Below are 18,892 nucleotides of genomic sequence, written 5' to 3' on the forward strand. Positions count from 1 at the left end.
ATAATTTTATAAACTTGGAAAAGTTAAATAGAAAGTAGAACCCCGTCCCTTCTCGCTATCTACGTAAACAAAGCCCTGACATAAGTCACAAACATGAGAAACGACAGATAAACCTATTCCATAGCCATCTTGCTTCAAACCATTTATTCGATATTTATGATTAAAAATATTGGCCTGAACAGTTGGTTCAATTCCTTTTCCTCGATCCTTTATTTTTACAATGATGCTGCCCTTTTTCTTTGCTACTGAAACATCAATCGCTTTGTTCTCACCATATTTAACTGCATTATCCACTAAATTGGAAACGGCACGATAAATCCAACGATCTCTCCCATAAATTAGAGTTGTCTCTGTTTCGTCAAATTGAAAGTTTAGAGCCGGATATGATTTTCGATAGATATCACAAACTTCAGCACAAACTAAAGAAACATCTACTGTTTCGCTTACTTGATTACCTGTGTTATTTGATAATGTCAAAATGTCATCAATACTGTCAGTTAAACGATCTAAAATTTTGATATTCCCTGTCTCGTTCTCTTCTAATTCTAAATTTGCTCTTAAAATTGCAATGGCATTTTTTTGCTCATGAGTCAGATAACTACTTAGTCGTTTATAATCATCCAAATTTCCATCAAACTTTCCTTTTAATTGTTCAAAAGCTTTTGCTACTGTTTCATCTTGGATATTTTTTTTAGAAAAATTCTCAATGAACTTTAAATCATGGATAATGCTTAACATTTGATTGGAATAGATCCTTCTTAAAATTAACCAAAGTAACAAAGTTAGCCCGATAATTACTGTACATACCGCCAAAATAATAGAAGGTAGAAATTTCAGCAAGCCGTTTAAATAGGTATCATCTAATGTCTTTCCACTAATTGACTCCACATTGAATGCAGATAAATTTTCTTGCATCGATTCATTGCCTTTTAGTTCGCTTGTTACTACAATTTGACTCCCTAGAGACTCACCAATATTTAACATGCTAAAATTATTCCTTAAGATAAAAAAACCACCAATGATTGCTGCCGTTATTAATAGAGAAAAAACAAAAATAACGAAACCAATTTTGTAATTTATTCGCATAATTGATACCCCTTTGCACGAATCGTTGTTAATAACTCTTTTTTAGCCGCTTCAGCTAGTTTTTTCTTTAAACGTGCGATATGTACTCTTAATACCGAAGAAAACGGATCAAAGCTTTCATCATAGACATGTTCGGCAATTTGTTCTGTTGAAACAACAGCCGGGTGTTGTTGCGCGATGCACAATAATATATCAAACTCTTTAGGCTTTAAAAAAATTTCTTTCTCTTTATAGCTAACAAAACGACTAACAGGATTAATTTTTAATTGTTCAATTTGAATATAAGGAGACGTCCTCCCGTGAAAACGGCGCACTACAGCTCGAATTCTTGCCGTCAATTCTAACAACTCAAACGGTTTTACTAAATAGTCATCCGCGCCAAAATCTAATCCTTTTGCCCGTTCTTCGATTTCATCTCTCGCGGTAATAATAATGACTGGAACATTTATCGTTGACTCTCTTAAAAAGTTTAAAATTGAAAGCCCATCTTTATCAGGTAAATTCAAATCTAATAAAATTGCATCATACGTATTTACATAAGCTTTTTCTTCACCATCAAGACCTGAAAAAGCTAAATCAACTGAAAAGTTTTCTCGTTCTAACCCTTTTTTTACAGACAGAGCTAACTCTTTATTGTCCTCAATAATTAAAATTCTCATGCATGTCTCTCCTTACTAACGCTTACCATTTCCTCCATAAGATACTATAAGACTGTTCCTTCTGTCCAATCTCTAATGCTAATCTCCTCCAATAAAATCTACAATAAAATAACGAATATCCTTATAAAAAATCTTGATATACATTTTCAACTTCCATATCAAAAATCTATATAAAAATTAGATTTAAAATAATAAAAAGAGCTTAGAAAAAATCTAAGCTCCCTAAATATAATCGATTAAAATAACAGTATAAAAATGAATATGAACAAAATAAGTTTTTTCTTTAACTATTTATCTCTCACTTAAAATGCTTGCTACTTTCGTTGTAATTAAATCAATTGCCACATGATTTTCTCCACCTTCTGGAACGACAATATCTGCATAACGTTTCGTTGGTTCAATAAATTGGTGATACATCGGTTTAACTACACTTAAATATTGATCAATAACAGAATCTAACGTTCTTCCTCGTTCATCCATATCTCGCTTAATACGACGAATAATTCGAATATCATCATCAGTATCTACGTAAAGCTTAATATCCATCAATTCTCTTAAACGAGGATCTTCCAGAATTAAAATACCTTCTAAAATAATGACTTCTTTAGGTTCTTGAATAATGGTTTCTGTACTTCTTGTATGTGCAACGTAGTCATAAACTGGCTTCTCAATCGTTTGGTAATTAAGTAATTGTTTTAGATGTTCAATTAACAAATCTGTATCAAAAGCAAAAGGATGATCGTAATTGGTCGTTAAACGTTCCTCAAAACTTAAATGACTTTGATCTTTATAATAAGAATCATGCTCCAACATCATTATAGAATGATCTGGAAACTGATTGAAAATTGCTCGGCTAACACTTGTCTTGCCGCTACCAGATCCTCCAGTAACCCCTATAACAATCGGTCGTTTCTCTTTCATCCAACAAACCCTTCTTTCTATGTACTCAGCTTTTATGCTCCTTGTTCTATTATAATGAAAACTCAAAAGAAATCTACTACTTTCTCTACCTCAAAACATAACTTCCCTTCTCAAATTACACTAAATCGCAAATTAAAAAAAGACTAGAATCCACTACTAGCATTTATTGCCGGTAAAAAATGGAAGCTCTGAACCTGACGATCAGATATTCGGACGCTCAAACTTAACATTTGAGCTAAATAAAGAGCAAGCCCAAGTAACTCACATTGGATTCTTGGTACGGTTACTGGCAATAACTGCTGATAGTTCCGCTGGTCCTTTGAAAGCGCCTCTTTTTTGAATTAGCTGGACTAGAGTATGAAACGTTGTTTCGTATCTATTTTTATGAAATATTAGTGAACAAACACATCCTAATCGATAGATGACTTATGGTAAAATATTTTTAGAATCAAAATTATTTTATAAATTGGCTCGGTTTAATATAGTTAAATTTTATGCTATAGTCTGCTTTAGGAAGGAGAAAGATTTTATGAACATTAAGAAAATAACAACGATTACTGCCCCCCACTATGAGCTATTACTTTTAGCTGATCCTGCAAAAAAGTTAGTCAATGATTATGTGAAGCGAGGCATTGTTTTTGAGATTGCTCAAAATCACTTACTAGGAATCATCGTGCTACTACCAACTCGACCTGAAACCTTAGAAATCGTTAATATTGCTGTTCATCCTGCGTTCCAAGGAGAAGGAATTGGTCAAAAATTATTAGCTTTCGCTTTAGAGTATGCAAAAAAAGAAAACTATCAAACAATTGAGATTGGCACAAGTAGTACTGGATTCCCTCAACTTTATCTCTATCAAAAAATGGGTTTTCGAATGACTTCGATCGATAAAGATTTCTTCATTAGACATTATGAGGAAGAAATTGTTGAAAATGGTTTAATCCTTAAAGATATGGTTCGTCTAAGTTTGGACCTGTAAGAGAAGATAACTTTCTGGCTTCTCTTACTTATTTTTGATTAATTTTGTACAATCTAATACTAATTTATAAATAGAAAACACCTCAATCAACTGAACATGTTTCATTCAGTTGACGAAAGTGCCTGTATAGTTTGGTCAAAATTGAAGCCGTTTAGTGTAAGATTGAAAAAATATCTTCCAATTTCGTCATAGTATAATCTGGTTGAATCCCTTCAATCGCTGCTAATTTTTTGGGATTGAGCCAGGCGGTTTTAATCTTCGCCATGTTTCCTCCTTTAATATCAGAAGTTAACGAATCCCCCACTATCAAGGTTTTTTCAGGTTCAAAATTAGGTATTCGTTCAAAAACATAATCAAAATATTCTTTCATTGGTTTTTGATAACCTACTTCTTCTGAAACGAAGGTATCTTTAAAAAGAGGCAACAATTTGGACGCTTCTAAGCGAGGATATTGTGTTTCTGCAACACCATTTGTCACAATATATAAGTCATAATGGGGCTGAAGTTCTTCAATAATCTGCTTACTATTTCCAAGTAAATCATGTCCGCGGCTTAAATGATATCGATATTTTTCATCCATCTTTTTCCCGTCCACATCTCTACCTAGCTCTTCAAACAGTCTTTTAAATCTTGTATCTATAACCACTTCTTTCCCGATTTTTCCGATTTCAAAATCGGACCATAGTTGATGATTAATCTTTTTATAGGTAGCTTCAATCGTTGCCGTTAAAGAAATATTTTCTTCTTCAAAAAGAGCTTTTAGAGCTTTTTTTTCTGCCAATTGAAAATCTAACAATGTGTCGTCTACATCAAAAAGTAATGTCTTAAATTTCATTTAGTTGCATCCTCTCTACTTTCATTTCTATTTATAAAAATAAGGCAGTAATGTTTCTAATTCTTTCGGTGTTAATCGCCGATATTCTCCCGGTTTTAACTGCTGATCCAATTCAATGGGACCCATTTTCAATCGTTTAAGAAACGTCACTTTTTTGCCGACAGACAAAAACATTTTTTTTACTTGATGAAATTTCCCTTCATCAATATCTAAATACGCGCGACTTTCGTTATCAGATGTGGATAAAATACTCAGAACTGCTGGTTTACAACACTCACCGCCATGAAAAACAATTCCTTCTTGAAAGGACTTTACATCTTCGTCGTTTAGTCGCTCATTCACAATAACTTCGTAACGCTTAGTAACATTTTTATGAGGAAGTAATAGTTGATAACCTAGTTGGCCGTTATCAGTGATTAAAAGCAGTCCTTCGGTATCTCTATCCAATCGACCAACTGGATAAAGTTTCTGACGATAATCTTCTTCCTTAATTAAATCAACTACAGTTTGGTGGTCTTTATCATGAACAGCTGTGACCACGCCTTGTGGTTTATTCAGCATAAAATATTCATGTGTTTTTTGAGTGATTACAGTGTCTTCCACAGTAATTTCTTGCAGTTGAGCGTCTACATTCTGATTTTCACAAGTGACTACTTTACCATCAATCTTGACTTTTTTACTTCGAATTAGTCTTTTTACTTTTTTCCTAGAACCGAAGTTTTCATGTTCCAATAGCTTATCTAATCGCATGATATCTCCTCACTATTTCGATAACTTTTTATTATACATCACAAATAGTCAAAAATAAATACTTTTCCTTTAATTCCTTGACTTAAATTTTGATTAGAGGTATGGTTGTATATAAGAAGTGAATAAAGTTTCTCAAAATCAGCGTAATGACCTGGGAGAGAATAAGGTACTATATGAATTTTTCCCTGGATAATTGTGCACAATTATTCGGGATTTTTTATTTTCATGTAGGTTGTATTTTGAAGTTAAACTAAAATAAATTCACTCACTTAAGGAGGAATTTAGGTTATGTCAGTATCATTAGAAGTCAAAGAAAGAGCTGTCCGTCCACGTTCATTAAGAAAACAGTTACGTCACTCTGGTCAAGTTCCTGCGGTTGTCTATGGTTACCAGATCGAAAGCACTCCAATCTCTGTAAATGAAAAAGAATTAACAAAAACGTTAAGAGAGCATGGTGTGAACGCTGTTATTTCCATGACTGTTGGCGGCAAAAAAATTAATACATTGATGTATAAAGCCCAATTAAACACATTTACAAGTGAAATTGAACACGTTGAATTTCTAGCTGTAAATATGAACGAAGAAACTGAAGTTGAAGCAGAAATCGTTCTTATCGGTGAATCTAAAGGGGTTAAAGTTGGTGGCGTTCTTACACAAAACTTATACAATGTCCTTGTTTCAGCAACACCTGACAAATTACCAGAACGTGTTGAAGTCGATATCACAGAAATGGCGATTGGTGATTCACTTGTAATTGCTGATTTACCTGTTAATAAAGACTATACAATCGTAACTGATGGTGAAGAACAAATTGTTGCGGTTACTGAAGCGCAATCTGGAAGCGAAGAAGTAAGTGCTGACGCTCCTGAACCAGAAGTCATTGGAGAAAAAGAGAAAGAAAAATAATCAAAAATATTTTTTAATTTAAATAAATAGCTAGCTCTAGCTACTATAAAAAACTAGAATATTCGCCAGAATCTGGAACGAATATCCTAGTTTTTTTTCTAGCTAAATTGCAACAAGAAACGTTAGGAGTAATTCTTAAAATATTGTCCTTGCCATTTCTGAGTCTCATTAGCTGTTTTATTCACTTCTACACACCAGGGAGGATACACTCGCATCGCCATTTTTCCAGTTGATTTTTTTGACAGTCATTTCTTTCCCAAAAAGCCACAAAATAGCCCTCTTTTTCAGCGTCTTCTTAGCAAGTCTACTTCTTACCCTCAACTCATTATTGCCAGTAGCTAACAGCAAGCCTTCGTAAGACTGATTCAAATTTTCATACCTAATAATTTCAAACACACCAAACTCTTTTTTTAATCGTTTTAATGATTCTACTACTTCCTTGTTTCCTTTCTGGATAATTAGTCTAGCATTGTTCCATCCTCTAACCATGTTTCATCTAATTTATCTGAATAAAACTGAATTGCCTTTTGATACTCTTTAATTTTTTCATCATTAGAAGTCGTCGCTAGCAAGTTCAAAACAATGTTCATCGCCTCAGAATAACGTTTAAGATTATATAGAACCATTGCATAAAAGCCTTTTAAAGCGTTGTTTGTAGGAAATTCTTCCATTCCTTTTAGGAAAATTTTTTCTGCTTCATGATAACTGCCGATTGATCGATAGGTGCTACCTAAACCCAGATATGCTCCTTCCAAGTCAGCACCAATCAAGCCCAAATGAATTGCTTGCTCATAAAATGGAATTGCTTCTGTTTCTTTCCCCATTACATCAAAACTCCATGCTACTTGGTAGTTTAAGTAAGGGTCACTTGGTGTACTTTCTAGTAACTCAAGCAATAGTTGATTTGATTCTTCTAACTTTTCTGCTTTTCTTAAAGATAAAGCTTTGCTTAACTGTTCCGTCATTTTTTTGCCCTCTTTCTAAACTATTTTAATCAGAAATTCTAGTATTTCAACACATTTATTTCAGGTAGCACTCACTTTAAAAATAATAAAATAATTAGTGTGACAAATACAAAAAAATTCATGGCAATACCAACGACGAACATTTTTCGAATCGAAGCGGATGAATACAAGGGTAAGTGATCTAAATCAAGTTCTTTCACCTGTTTTACCATCTCCAATTCATTTTTTGGTAAACTAAAATGTCCTGGGCTGTCGGACAAATAGTGCTGTGCATAGGGGAAATAAACTGCCATTGTTGGTTCAGTATCAATTAGTCCTTCATACCAAGTATTTTTCACTATATTTACTTGTTCTAATGGAATATTGAATCCTTTTTCAACTTCTTTAGGATCAAATTTCAGAGAAAAAACATCGCTTGAGTTTAATGAAATTTCTTTCCCATAGCCTACAGATAAATTGCCCTCTAGCCATAATCTCTGATCTAATTTTTCCAACTTTGAATTAGACATCTGGCAATCAAAAATCAGAGACCGTTTTTTCAAACTATTTTTAATATCAACGATAATATTCCCTTCAAAATCAGTTGTTACCAAAGCCTTTTCAGCATTAGACTCCATTAGTCCATTCTTTTTATCATAACTTAATGTATTCGTATCATAGTCAATTATTAGCCAGCTTAACAACCCCGTTTCTTTATTTTCGGCAATGATATTTACTTCTAAACGAGTTCCCCAAAAAGCACTACTATGAACATTAAAGCAAGTGAAAATCATATAATACTTAGGTTCATCCTCTGTAAATATTTTTGTTTTTATTAAGCTAAAATTATCTGGTATTAACGCTTTAGCCTGCTCCAAATCCTTTATTTCATAACATAAAAAAACACTATAAGGCTCTACTACAAAACCCATATACGGATTTTTTTGAGCGGACTGACTGATTATTTTATTTTGAATTTTTTTTGGTACCCATTTCATAAACGGAGACATGGTTTGAAGAGTTGCGACATCTTGGGAATTTATTAGTTGTTCAATTTTTTTGATAAATTTATATTTTTCCATCAGTAAATTCCTCCTTAGTTCATTTTCCTTTTGTTCCAATGAAATCTAACTGATTCTAGTATCTCTTTGATTCTCATTTTTTTCAAAAATAACGAATTCCCTTTTACGCTTGAAAAATCAGAATAGAAGAAAATTTCAAACAAATGAAGTATACTTTATTTAATGATATAAAGGAGGTTGATTTTATGTTTGAAAGCTTTGATACTGACCGTCGTCGCTACGCTTCCCTTGGAGTCGTCTCCAGCCTACCTAGTGAATTGATTGATAGCATTTGGTTAATCATTGATTTAGATTTAAAAGGGGTTGTTCCTTTAACAAATATGCTTTATTTTGATTTAGTAAATAACAACGGCAAAGTAACGGTTCACTTCTCACAAGAATTAAGTGATGTTGAACTATCGATTGATTTACCGTTTCCTTTTTCAGAAGAATATCCTACTCAAATTTTTGCATTTGATGATGGAAACCATGAAACCATTCTTCTCCCTACCGAAATGTTAGAAAATGATTAATTTAAACTACCTATAAAACAATATTTCTAAAAAAACTATGAACCAAGCAGATGTTTTTGCCTCTACTTAGTTCATAGTTTTTTACTGATTTATTCTACATAGGCTAATCGATAAGAGACTGTTCTTCCAAATGGAAATACTTGTAAGTCTTTTAAATGGTCAGATTTTAAATAGCCAATTGCTCCTTGGAACAAAGGTAGAACTGCAGCATCTTTTTCAACCAGCGTTTTTTCTAAAGAAAGTAATTCATTCCAACGTTTTTCAGGTTCATTGGCTAAAGTAATTCGAGCCTCATTAAGCCCTCTATCATACTCTAAATTGCTATAACCAGCCGTATTCAGTCCGCTCTTTGAATCATAAAATTCTAAGAAATTAATTGGATCAGCATAATCTGGTGTCCAAGTTCCAAACACTAAGTCAAATTCACCGGCTGTTTGAAAGTCTAAACGATTTTGCAAAGGAACTGATTTTAATGTAATCGTTAATCCAGGTAAATTTTGTTGCAATTGTCCTTGGACATATTCGATTGTTTTTTTAGCAATCGCAGAGTCTGCTGAAAGAAGTTCTAATTTTATCTCTTCTTTGCCAAGCTCTTTCTTAGCAGTTTCCCAACTTTTTTGTGCCGCTTTAATATCATAAGGTAAGAGATCACCATTTTCTTTGCGGAAATCTTCTTTTGTTTCAGGATTTTTAGCAAAATCTTTAGGGACAAATCCATTCAGGGCAGTCGAACCATCACCAAGAATTTCCTTTGCAAAAGTTTCTTTGTCAATCGCTTGTAAAAAGGCTTTGCGAACATTTACATTTCCTGTTACTTCACGTTTTTGGTTAGGACTTAAATAACCTACTGTTGCTTTTGGAATAAAATGTGCTTCTGGAGCATCTTTGTATTCTAAAGCGTAAGTATCAGCTAATGCTGTATAATCTAAATCGCCTGCTTCAAAAAGGTTTGTGCCTGTTCCAATCTCTTTAATGACTTGAACATTAATCGTATCTAGACGAACATTTTTACTATCCCAATAATCATTATTTTTCTTTAATTTCCAGCTTTCTTGTGTGCCATCCCACCCAGTCAGGACAAACGGACCATTTCCTACAAAATTTTCAGCGGAGGTGCCATAATCTTGACCTTTTTCTTTAGCAAATGCTTCATTTTTTGGCATAAATGGTGTACCAATCAGAACTTGCGATAAATAAGGAATTGGGTATTCTAATGTTAATTCCAGGGTTTCATCATCAATCGCTTTTACACCAAACTCATCTAAGGTTGCTTTACCTTCACGAATGTTACGTCCATTTTTAAAAATGTCCATTTGGTTGCTACTACTTGAACCATAACTAGGATCGACTACATTTTTAAAAGAATAGACGAAATCACCAGCTTTTACCGGATCACCATTCGTCCATTTAGCTTTTCTAAGCTTAAAAGTATAAACGATTCCATCTTCACTAACTGTTGGTTTTTCAGCTGCTAAGCCTAATTCTGGATCGCCATTTTTATCCACACGATACAGTCCTTCAACTACTTGACCAATCATATCTGAACTATAAACATCTGTATAATGTGCGCTATCAAGTGTGGACAACTCGCCTCCAGAAGCGACCTGAATGACTTGCGTAGCTTTGCCAACCTTGTCATCTATCTTTTCTTTCGTCTTCTCAGTGGCTTTATTCCCCCCACTACATGCCGTTAATAATAACGCAGCTACAACAACTAAAACTCCAACCTTCTTCTTCATCTTTTATCCCCCTCTATTTATAAGTTTTTTACAACATAACGGAAAATATTCATTTCTTGTTCCAAATGATCGTATGCAAAATCTGGATGCCATTGAACGCCTAAAAAATTAACGTTTTTAAATTTGCTTTCTACTCCTTCAATAATCCCATCTTCGCTATAGGCGGTTGCTTTTAATGACGGTGCTAGTTTTTTTACCGCCTGCCAATGGAAAGAATTCACTTTTGTTTCTTTCCCATATATTTTTCTTAAAACACTTGTATCTGTTGTTCTAATCTTATGAGTCGGTATTTCTTTCGCAATCGGTGCCTGCATATGTTGAATGTTATCGTCCGCTATATGTCGAATATCTTGATGAAGACTGCCACCAAACGCCACATTGACTATTTGCATCCCACGACAAATAGCAAAAATCGGTTTTTTTTGTTTTAACGCCTCTTTAATTAAAGCCATTTCGAAAATATCTCGTTCTTTTGCCAAAGCACTTTCTTCACACTGAACTGATTCTCCATACCATTCAGGAGCAACATTTTGTCCTCCCGCTAAAATTAGTTTATCAATTTGATTAATATAATCTTTCGCTGTATCTGGTGAGCCTATCGGAAGAATCAAAGGTAATCCACCTGCATTATTAACAGCCTTTACATAGCCAGCCGGAGTATAACTAATCGGTAAATGATAGAGTGTTTTTCCAGCGTCCATAATTTCATTAGCCGCTATTCCCATAACTGGTCGTCCCATCAGCTATTCCTCCCTTTTCAAAATATAGATTATTATTTTTAGTTTATCAGATTCAGAAATGAAAGGATAGCCTTAATATTAAACTCGTGATACGTTTTCTTTATCACAGAATATTGAATTGTTTCAAGCTGATATAAAACTAGACTCTACTTAAAGTAGAGTCCATCTTTTTATCTATTCATCTTTTTCCTCTGTTTCAAATAAACCAAGCCACCTAATAGTACTAATGCACCTCCCGCAACTACACTAAATAATCTAACTTCCTCTCCTGTTTTCGGAAGCTTTTTGAAGCGCTGATCTTTGGAGACCGATAGTGTTGGTGGGAACATATTCGCTGTATCTATCAAGCTATCGGGTATTTTTCTATTTATAGTATAAACATAAAGAATAGTTTGAGATTGCTTCATAAAAATTCCTGTGCTATTCTCTGGTAGCTTAGTTTTATCTAACGTGTAGCCTTCTATTGTTAATTGATATGCTGCTGTTGACACATCATAGCCCTCGCCTATATTTCCACTAATTTTCTGTTCTTTATGAATTTCTACTCCTGATTGATCTACATACTTTACGGTCACATTTCCTGCTATTTTTGGATTTTCAGTGTAGGTATAAGTTACCGTTTGTTCCTGTTCGGTTAAAATTCCTGTGCTATTCTCTGGCAGCTTACTTTCATCTAATGTGTAGCCTTCTATTGTTAATTGATAGGCTGTTGTTGACGCATTATAGCCTTCGCCTACATTTCCACTAATTTTTTGTGCCTCATGAATTTCTCTTCCCGCTTGATCTAGGTATTTTACGGTCACATCTCCTGCTACTTTAGGATTTTCAGTATAAGTATAGGTTACAGTTTGTTCCTGTTCTGTTAAAATTCCTGTGCTATTCTCTGGCAGCTTACTTTCATCTAATGTGTAGCCTTCTATTGTTAATTGATAGGCTGTTGTTGACGCATCATAGCCTTCGCCTACATTTCCACTAATTTTCTGTTCCTTATGAATTTCCGTTCCAGCTTGATCTACATACTTTACTGTCACGTCTCCTGCTATTTTCGGATTTTCAGTGTACGTATAGATTACCGTTTGTTCCTGTTCTGTTAAAATTCCTGTGCTATTCTCTGGTAGCTTACTTTCATCTAGCGTATAGCCTTCTATTGTTAATTGATACGCTGCTGTTGACGCATCATAGCGCTCCCCTACATTCCCACCAATTTTTTGTGCCTCATGAATTTCCGTTCCAGCTTGATTGACATACTTTACGGTTATATCTCCTGCAGCTTTTGCAACTGGTTGCCAAACATAGGTATCGCTTTTAGGCATGTGATCAAAATTGTTCATAAATTCTGCACTAGTCCAGATATCAGTCCCTTGAGGAAAGCCCACAGTTCCTTCTCCAACATTCTGCCATTTTCCAGTATAATTATCATTTACAACAATATTTGGTAATTCTGGTCCGTTGCTTGAGTTCCTAAATTTGAAATTACTGCTTAAAACGATTTCCTTTAAGGAATTTGTATTTTGAAAAAAACGAGAGGTTGCATATGAATTCCAACTATCTAAATTAGTCATATTAAATCCAGATAAATCTAAATAAGCTAGAGAACTATCTCCCATAAATACTCCCTGTGCAAAAAGGTTCGGTGTGACCTGCCATTTTGACAAATCAAGCTCTTTTAACTTTTCCATTGAAGAAAATGCATAAGTAATAGCCTTCATTTGACGAGCGTCCCAAGTAGAAACATCTAGTTTTTCCATATTGACACAACCATTAAAAAGAGAAAAGATATCTTCAACATTTGATGTGTCCCAGCTAGTTAAATCTAATGTTGTTAAGCTAGAGCAACCACCAAAAACTCGTTGCATTGAAGTGGTATTTGACACATCCAAATAAGAAATATTTTGAATCTCAGTAACTTTTGACAAATAATCGAAAAGATTGTTTAAACTACTTGATGCTTTAACAGGTCCTTCAAATATGATTTTATTAAAAGTAGCAGAATAGTTAAGCCAAGGACTTTGAGAATAACCATTTACTTTTGGCGTATCAGCAAATTCTCCCTCTTCAATATGCAAGACTCCATCTAAATCTATGTACCAATCACTTGTACCAAAAGTTCCAGATGCAATAGATGTTGATAAAGTAGCTGTCATTTGGTCATTTTCACTTAGCTCATCATTTATTTTACCATCTATCAAAACAGGTACATCGGTAGAGCTTTCTGGCATGTCACTATTCCACTCATCAGCAAAAGTAATTACTGGTTGAAAAATACCTATCAACATGGCTAAAAGAAGCCCAATATTTATATACTTCATAAAATTCTCCTTAAATTTATTTAAAATTTGTTTTTCCATATAATATTAACATTAAATAAATATTTTACAATTGTAAATAGCTTATATATCAATTTTAAAGTAAATTTATCAAATGGCTATCCATTCAAAAAGGTTTAAAAGTCTTAAAAATAGTGGGTATTCAAAAATATAAAAAAAGAGAAAAAATATCATAAATAAAAATATATAATAACTATTTTCTGTTGCTAAATCTTATAAATAGAAATGATGCTTCATTTTTATCCTTTTCCATATAATTTGATAGAAAAGGACTTCTCCCAATCATTTATGCTCAATACATTCTATTGACTAAATTTTCTAACAATTTAGTTATTGACAGATGGCTATTCGGATGGTAAAGTTATAAAAAAACAAAGAACAGAAGAGTAGCTTTATTATTAGTTTTAGAGAGCCTTTGGTTGGTGAGAAGAGGTCTAATTATTTAGTGAAACACATCTGGGAGTTGATTTTCTGAAGGAACTAGTAGGAAAATTCGGGTAAGCCCGTTATAGCAGTTGAAGTTACAGACTTCATGAGGTTATTGTTGCAAAGCAATAACAAATAAAGGTGGAACCACGATTCTTTCGTCCTTTGGCATTTTGCCAGAGGACTTTTTATTTTTTATAAACAACCAATCATCGAAAAACAGATAAGCAAAACAAGTACTTAATGACTATTTCCAGAAAGAGACTTTTTCATATGCTGAGAGAAAAAGCTGGAAACCATTTAGGAACACATTTGCTTTAGTCATCTTCTGAATTCAGTAAGAGGATGCGGTCTTCTCCGTTATCAGAAAAGACTCTTTAAAATAAAGAGTTTGTGAGGTTATTGTTGCAAAACGATAACAAATTGAGGTGGAACCACGATTCTTTCGTCCTCTTGGCTTAATTGCCGAGAGGACTTTTTTATACCTATAGAAAATGGTTTACCTTTGAATGAAGTAAAATCGTAACAATAAATTGATTTACTGGAGGAATTATTTATGGACTATATTTTAGAAATTTTACCATCTTTACTAAGCGGTGCCGCGATGACATTAAAGGTCTTTTTCTTTACGTTAGTTGGCTCTATCCCCTTAGGAATTGTGGTCGCATTTGGTTTACAGATTCCTTTTAAACCTTTGAACTGGTTGTTAAATATTTATATCTGGCTAATGCGTGGGACTCCTTTGTTGTTACAATTAATTTTTATTTTCTTCGGTCTACCGGCTATCAATATAGTCTTTGAACGCTATGACGCAGTGATGATTGCCTTTGTCTTAAACTACGGTGCTTACTTCGCTGAAATTTTCCGTGGAGGGATTCAATCCATTCCGAAAGGCCAAACAGAGAGTGCTCAAGTTTTAGGTCTAACACCTTTCCAAACGGCATACAAAATTATTCTGCCACAAGTAGTAAAAATCATATTACCTTCTATCGGAAATGAAGTTATCAACTTAGTAAAAGACTCTTCTTTGATTTATGTTTTAGGATTAGGTGATTTACTACGAGCAGGAAAAATTGCCACAAACCGAGATGTTACTTTAGTTCCTCTAATTTTAGTTGGTGGATTTTACCTATTCTTTACAGCCGTTTTAACCTATGTCATGAAATTTTTAGAGAAGCGCTTTGATTATTATAAATAAGTGTAAAAGGAGAACAAAACTATGTTAACTATAAAAAACGCGACTAAAAGCTTTGGTACAAAAAAAGTGCTCGACCAAGTCTCTTACGACTTTCCAACTGGAGAAATTACGGTTATCTTAGGTCCTTCTGGCGGTGGAAAAACCACTTTACTTCGTTGTATCAGTGGATTAGAAAATTTTGATAGTGGTGAGCTTTTACTAGATAATGAAAATTTAACCAAGAAAAAAAAGACTGACCGAGAACGCAGTGTTGGCGTTGTTTTTCAAGATTTCCAGCTTTTTCCTCACTTAAATGTCCTGGAAAATATTATTTTAGCTCCTACAATGGTTTTAAAACAATCAAAAGAGGAAGCTAAAGAGAAAGCACAGGAACTACTAAAATTACTAGGGTTAGAAAATAAAGAAGACGCTTATCCTTACGAGCTCTCTGGTGGGCAAAAGCAACGAGTAGCGATTGCTAGAGCCTTGGCTATGGGTCCTAGAGTTTTATGCTATGACGAACCAACTAGTGCATTAGATCCTGATTTAAGTGGAAATGTGGCTGAAATGATTTTGAACTTAAAATCTCCTAATGTCACGCAAATTGTGGTCACCCACGATCCAGTATTTGCCGAAAAAATTGCCGATCAAACAATTCGGGTCGAATCTGTTTAAAGAATAACTAAAAAATGAGAAGGATGGATGAAAAATGAAAAAAAGAAACGTAGCAATTTTATTGATGGGATTATTGATGGTTTTTATAACAGCATGTGGCAACACGAAAGAAAAAACAGCGGAAACGAAAAAGGATCAATGGAGCACCATTGAGAAAAATAAAAAAATTGTGATTGGCTTAGATGATACCTTTGTACCGATGGGCTTTCGTGACAAGTCAGATGAAATCGTTGGTTTTGATATCGATTTAGCAAAAGCAGTTTTTGCAGAATACGGGATTGAACCAGAGTTTCAACCGATTGACTGGTCTATGAAAGAAAGTGAATTAAAAAATGGCACAATCGATTTGATTTGGAATGGCTATACGGTTACAGAAGAACGAGAAAAAAATGTTGCTTTTAGTATTCCTTACATGAAAAACAAGCAAGAATTAGTAGTTTTAGCTAATAGTGGGATAAAATCTACTGATAATATGAAAGAAAAAGTTCTTGGCGCCCAAAATGAATCCAGTGGTCTTACTGCTTTAGAGAAGAACCCAGAAGTATTAACAGATATCATCACAGACGGCGAGCCTGTTCTTTTTGACACATTCAATGATGCTTTCATGGATCTACAAGCGAAAAGAATTGATGGATTAGTCATTGATAATGTCTATGCTAATTACTATATCGCCCAACAAAGGAATTCAAAAGATTACCTTGTCATTAACACACCTTTTGAAGAAGAAGACTTCGCTGTAGGGATTCGCAAAAGCGATAAAGAATTGAAAAATAAAATTGATGACGCTTTTAAAAAATTAAAAAAAGAAGGCAAAATGAAAGAAATTAGTGAAAAATGGTTCGGGATAGATCAGACCATTTAATTAAAATAAATAAAGGTCTCCTTCAAAAAGAAATTCATGAAGGGGACCATTATTTTACTTGTGATTAACCTGTATCTTAATTTCCATTATTTTTAATCAAGTCTTTATACCAGTAGAAGGATTGTTTTCTAGAACGTTTTAATGTTCCATTTCCCTCGTCATCCATATCTACATAAATAAAGCCGTAACGTTTTTTCATCTCACCTGTTCCTGCAGACACTAAATCAATACAGCCCCATGGTGTGTAACCAATTAAGTCAACTCCGTCTAGTTCAATCGCATCCCGCATCGCAAGAACGTGTTTTTGGAAATAATCGATCCGATAGTCGTCTTGAATTGTCCCATCTGCTTCTATTTTATCAACAGCTCCAAAGCCGTTTTCTACTACAAATAGCGGAACATTGTAACGATCATATAATTTACATAGAGAAATACGTAACCCTAAAGGATCAACAGCCCAGCCCCATTCAGATTCTTCTAAATAAGGATTTTTAACTGCGGGCATTTGATTACCACCAACATATTTTACTTCACTAGGATCTGATGCAGAGACTGTTGACATATAATAACTAAAGCCGATATAATCAACCGTTCCTTCTTTAATAATCTCATCATCGCCAGCTTCTTTTTTGATCACAACATTTTCACGTTCAAATTCTTTCAGCTTATGCGCTGGATAATACCCTTTTACTTGAACATCCATGTAAAATTCTTGCTCACGATTAAATTTCAACGCTTCTAAGACATCTTCTGGTTTACAAGTCATTGGATAACTTGGTATATAAGCAACCATCATGCCAATTTTGAAATCTGGGTTGATTTCATGCCCTAGTTTTACTGCTTTACCGCTAGCCACAAACAAATGATGAGCTGCTTGATATTTCGCTTGTTGATCATTGTCATGGATGCCGATTTGAGTCCAGCTACGTAAGAAATTAATTTCATTAAAAGTCATCCAATAAGTCACTTTGTCTTTGTATCGTTTAAACAAAGTTTCACAGAAAAATAAGAAATAATCAATCACTTTACGATTCGACCAACCATCTAATTCGTCTGCTAGATACATTGGAATATCAAAATGGTTAATGGTTACTACAGGTTCGATACCATAACTTAATAACTCATCAAATACTTTATCATAAAAAGCTAAGCCTTCTTCGTTGACTTCCATCGTTCCTTTTGGACAAATTCTAGACCAAGCAATCGATAATCTAAAGCATTTAAAGCCCATTTCAGCAAACAAAGCGATGTCCTCTTTATAATGATGGTAAAAATCTGTTGCTACATGACTTGGATAATACTGATCTGGATCTACATAGCCAACGGCACCTTCCGGCAAAGCAGCACCTCTTGTACACGATTCGATTTTTCCTTCTTTGGTTTTATACGTAATCATTCGAGGTGTCGTATGGTTGCCACCTGTTATCGCATCTAATGTACTTAACCCTTTACCACCAGACAAGTATCCTCCTTCATATTGGTTTGCAGCCGTAGCGCCACCCCATAAAAAATTTTCAGGAAAAATGGTTTTTGTCATCTATAATTGCTCCTTGTCCAATAATTTTGCCGCTGCTTCATCTAAAATAATCGTTAAATGAGGATGCATTTTCAATATGGAAGCAGGTATTTCGTCTGTTATGGAACCTTCAATCATTGTTTTCATAATAGCTGCTTTTTCTTCTCCACTAGCAAAAAGAATTAAATGTCGAGCATTCATGACACTTCTCGGACCCATTGTCACATAAAAATCTGGAATTTCTTCTTTGTCTTCAAAATGCCCACTAATTCGTTCTTTCATTGCTTCATCACAATTTACTTTTGTTGTAAAATCAGTAAATTTAGTCGTACCTGGAAGATTTCCACAGTAATGTCCATCTGCACCAATTCCTAATAAGATAGCATCTAAGCCACCATCATCAAAAATTCTCTGGTCTTGTTCTTGATAATTTTTTTCATCCAACACATGAATTTGTGCTTCTGGAACTCCCGCTGGATTAAAATATAATCTTCTTAAATCACTAATTGTAATCCCTTCTTGTTTTCCTGAAAAATATGGAATTTCATCAAAATTGTAATAATGGACATGGGCTAAATAGTCTTTTCCTTTCACTTCAGGAGCTAAATATTCATACATTCCAATCGGAGTGCTACCTGCTGTAATGGCTAAATTTACTCGCTCATGTCGCTGAAACATTTCCCCTAACAAGTGTTGGGCTGCTACTTTACTTAAAGACTCATAATCTTTTACTACTATAACTTTCATTATTCTTCC

General features: G+C 34.1%; 19 protein-coding genes, 1 pseudogene and 2 other annotated features. Of the genes and pseudogenes, 7 read left to right on the top strand and 13 right to left on the bottom strand.

From position 1 onward, the window contains the following. Nucleotides 1-6: 6 nt before the first annotated feature. From BCR26_RS00270 to udk, 3 genes are all read right to left on the bottom strand, one after another. A complete protein-coding gene (locus tag BCR26_RS00270) occupies nucleotides 7-1,086 on the bottom strand; it encodes a sensor histidine kinase (RefSeq protein WP_069696955.1) in 1,080 nt (359 codons plus the stop codon). Further along, complete coding sequence (locus tag BCR26_RS00275; RefSeq protein WP_069696956.1) at nucleotides 1,077-1,745, bottom strand: response regulator transcription factor; 669 nt, start codon at nucleotides 1,743-1,745, stop codon at nucleotides 1,077-1,079. Before BCR26_RS00275 ends, BCR26_RS00270 begins: the two co-directional genes overlap by 10 nt. Nucleotides 1,746-2,036: 291 nt before the next feature. Further along, the gene (gene udk, locus BCR26_RS00280; RefSeq protein ID WP_069696957.1) at nucleotides 2,037-2,666 is read right to left on the bottom strand and encodes a uridine kinase; all 630 of its coding nucleotides are present in this window, start codon (nucleotides 2,664-2,666) and stop codon (nucleotides 2,037-2,039) included. Between the two features lie 166 nt (nucleotides 2,667-2,832). Between udk and BCR26_RS18645 the strand changes: the two genes are divergently transcribed. Next, on the top strand, nucleotides 2,833-3,006 hold the full coding sequence (locus BCR26_RS18645; protein ID WP_211272268.1) for a hypothetical protein: 174 nt from the start codon (nucleotides 2,833-2,835) through the stop codon (nucleotides 3,004-3,006). Nucleotides 3,007-3,195: 189 nt separating this feature from the next. Then, nucleotides 3,196-3,645: a GNAT family N-acetyltransferase gene (locus tag BCR26_RS00285; protein ID WP_069696958.1), complete on the top strand. Its 450-nt coding sequence runs from the start codon at nucleotides 3,196-3,198 to the stop codon at nucleotides 3,643-3,645. Between the two features lie 151 nt (nucleotides 3,646-3,796). Here BCR26_RS00285 and BCR26_RS00290 read toward each other — a convergent pair whose 3' ends face one another. Both BCR26_RS00290 and BCR26_RS00295 read right to left on the bottom strand, forming a co-directional pair. Continuing rightward, complete coding sequence (locus tag BCR26_RS00290) at nucleotides 3,797-4,480, bottom strand: YjjG family noncanonical pyrimidine nucleotidase (protein ID WP_069696959.1); 684 nt, start codon at nucleotides 4,478-4,480, stop codon at nucleotides 3,797-3,799. Nucleotides 4,481-4,507: 27 nt separating this feature from the next. Continuing rightward, nucleotides 4,508-5,230, bottom strand: a complete 723-nt coding sequence (locus BCR26_RS00295; protein WP_069696960.1) for a 16S rRNA pseudouridine(516) synthase — start codon at nucleotides 5,228-5,230, stop codon at nucleotides 4,508-4,510. Nucleotides 5,231-5,518: 288 nt separating this feature from the next. Between BCR26_RS00295 and BCR26_RS00300 the strand changes: the two genes are divergently transcribed. After that, nucleotides 5,519-6,136, top strand: a complete 618-nt coding sequence (locus BCR26_RS00300) for a 50S ribosomal protein L25/general stress protein Ctc (protein ID WP_069696961.1) — start codon at nucleotides 5,519-5,521, stop codon at nucleotides 6,134-6,136. Between the two features lie 122 nt (nucleotides 6,137-6,258). Here BCR26_RS00300 and BCR26_RS18410 read toward each other — a convergent pair. The 3 genes and pseudogenes from BCR26_RS18410 to BCR26_RS00315 form a co-directional block, all read right to left on the bottom strand. Continuing rightward, nucleotides 6,259-6,625, bottom strand: a pseudogene (locus tag BCR26_RS18410) (MepB family protein). Beyond that, nucleotides 6,595-7,101 (bottom strand): tetratricopeptide repeat protein, encoded by a 507-nt coding sequence (locus tag BCR26_RS00310; RefSeq protein WP_069696963.1) that lies wholly within the window; start codon nucleotides 7,099-7,101, stop codon nucleotides 6,595-6,597. The pseudogene BCR26_RS18410 and the gene BCR26_RS00310 overlap by 31 nt, the downstream one beginning before the upstream one ends. 71 nt (nucleotides 7,102-7,172) lie before the next feature. After that, nucleotides 7,173-8,162 (bottom strand): hypothetical protein, encoded by a 990-nt coding sequence (locus BCR26_RS00315; protein ID WP_069696964.1) that lies wholly within the window; start codon nucleotides 8,160-8,162, stop codon nucleotides 7,173-7,175. Between the two features lie 185 nt (nucleotides 8,163-8,347). Here BCR26_RS00315 and BCR26_RS00320 point away from each other — a divergent pair, with 185 nt between their 5' ends. After that, a complete protein-coding gene (locus tag BCR26_RS00320) occupies nucleotides 8,348-8,674 on the top strand; it encodes a DUF960 domain-containing protein (protein WP_069696965.1) in 327 nt (108 codons plus the stop codon). A gap of 89 nt (nucleotides 8,675-8,763) precedes the next feature. Here BCR26_RS00320 and BCR26_RS00325 read toward each other — a convergent pair whose 3' ends face one another. The 3 genes from BCR26_RS00325 to BCR26_RS00335 all read right to left on the bottom strand — a co-directional run bounded on the left by BCR26_RS00325 (nucleotide 8,764) and on the right by BCR26_RS00335 (nucleotide 13,462). Next, nucleotides 8,764-10,413: a peptide ABC transporter substrate-binding protein gene (locus tag BCR26_RS00325; protein ID WP_069696966.1), complete on the bottom strand. Its 1,650-nt coding sequence runs from the start codon at nucleotides 10,411-10,413 to the stop codon at nucleotides 8,764-8,766. A 17-nt stretch (nucleotides 10,414-10,430) separates the two neighbouring features. Beyond that, on the bottom strand, nucleotides 10,431-11,153 hold the full coding sequence (locus tag BCR26_RS00330) for a gamma-glutamyl-gamma-aminobutyrate hydrolase family protein (protein ID WP_069696967.1): 723 nt from the start codon (nucleotides 11,151-11,153) through the stop codon (nucleotides 10,431-10,433). 170 nt (nucleotides 11,154-11,323) lie between these two features. Beyond that, the gene (locus BCR26_RS00335) at nucleotides 11,324-13,462 is read right to left on the bottom strand and encodes a MucBP domain-containing protein (RefSeq protein WP_069696968.1); all 2,139 of its coding nucleotides are present in this window, start codon (nucleotides 13,460-13,462) and stop codon (nucleotides 11,324-11,326) included. 383 nt (nucleotides 13,463-13,845) lie between these two features. Then, nucleotides 13,846-14,075 (top strand) — a binding site (T-box leader). A gap of 45 nt (nucleotides 14,076-14,120) precedes the next feature. After that, nucleotides 14,121-14,362 (top strand) — a binding site (T-box leader). A 100-nt stretch (nucleotides 14,363-14,462) separates the two neighbouring features. Between BCR26_RS00335 and BCR26_RS00340 the strand changes: the two genes are divergently transcribed. Genes BCR26_RS00340 through BCR26_RS00350 form a run of 3 tightly spaced genes read left to right on the top strand, consistent with a single transcriptional unit; the run spans nucleotide 14,463 to nucleotide 16,620 of the window. Beyond that, nucleotides 14,463-15,104 (top strand): amino acid ABC transporter permease, encoded by a 642-nt coding sequence (locus BCR26_RS00340; protein ID WP_069696969.1) that lies wholly within the window; start codon nucleotides 14,463-14,465, stop codon nucleotides 15,102-15,104. 21 nt (nucleotides 15,105-15,125) lie between these two features. Continuing rightward, on the top strand, nucleotides 15,126-15,758 hold the full coding sequence (locus BCR26_RS00345; protein ID WP_069696970.1) for an amino acid ABC transporter ATP-binding protein: 633 nt from the start codon (nucleotides 15,126-15,128) through the stop codon (nucleotides 15,756-15,758). A 34-nt stretch (nucleotides 15,759-15,792) separates the two neighbouring features. After that, nucleotides 15,793-16,620: an amino acid ABC transporter substrate-binding protein gene (locus BCR26_RS00350; protein ID WP_069696971.1), complete on the top strand. Its 828-nt coding sequence runs from the start codon at nucleotides 15,793-15,795 to the stop codon at nucleotides 16,618-16,620. A gap of 76 nt (nucleotides 16,621-16,696) precedes the next feature. Here the strand turns inward: BCR26_RS00350 and BCR26_RS00355 are convergent, their stop codons facing one another. Then, nucleotides 16,697-18,157 carry a glycoside hydrolase family 1 protein gene (locus BCR26_RS00355; RefSeq protein ID WP_069696972.1) on the bottom strand — a complete coding sequence of 487 codons (1,461 nt, stop codon included), beginning with the start codon at nucleotides 18,155-18,157 and terminating at the stop codon, nucleotides 16,697-16,699. Further along, nucleotides 18,158-18,883 (bottom strand): glucosamine-6-phosphate deaminase, encoded by a 726-nt coding sequence (locus BCR26_RS00360; protein ID WP_069696973.1) that lies wholly within the window; start codon nucleotides 18,881-18,883, stop codon nucleotides 18,158-18,160. Between the last annotated feature and the right edge of the window lie 9 nt (nucleotides 18,884-18,892).

The organism is Enterococcus rivorum, assembly GCF_001742285.1.
Taxonomy (GTDB): Bacteria; Bacillota; Bacilli; order Lactobacillales; family Enterococcaceae; genus Enterococcus_L; species Enterococcus_L rivorum.